Below are 327 nucleotides of genomic sequence, written 5' to 3'. Positions count from 1 at the left end.
CGGCAACGATCGATGCTTCCGCACCGGCGTTGGCCGCGATCTGGCGGGCCGGAGCCTGCAGCGCGCGACGCACGATGGCGATGCCAGCGGTCTGGTCGGAGTTGGCGCCGACAGCCTTGATGCTCAGCGAAGCGCGCAGCAGTGCGACGCCGCCGCCGGGAACGATGCCTTCTTCGACGGCCGCGCGGGTCGCGTTGAGGGCGTCGTCGACGCGGTCCTTCTTTTCCTTGACTTCGATCTCGGTCGCACCGCCGACGCGGATGACGGCAACGCCGCCCGCCAGCTTGGCGAGACGTTCCTGCAGCTTCTCCTTGTCGTAGTCCGAGG

The 327-nt window shown here is 68.8% G+C and carries 1 protein-coding gene; it reads right to left on the bottom strand.

From position 1 onward, the window contains the following. Positions 1-327, bottom strand: a 327-nt coding sequence (locus tag AC0L28_RS34815; protein ID WP_473483029.1) for a TCP-1/cpn60 chaperonin family protein, incomplete at both ends; no start/stop codon positions are given.

The organism is Mesorhizobium sp. WSM4847, from assembly GCF_055811335.1.
The sequence above is the reverse complement of the archived record's forward strand: the minus strand, read 5'-3'. Positions and strand labels throughout refer to the sequence as shown.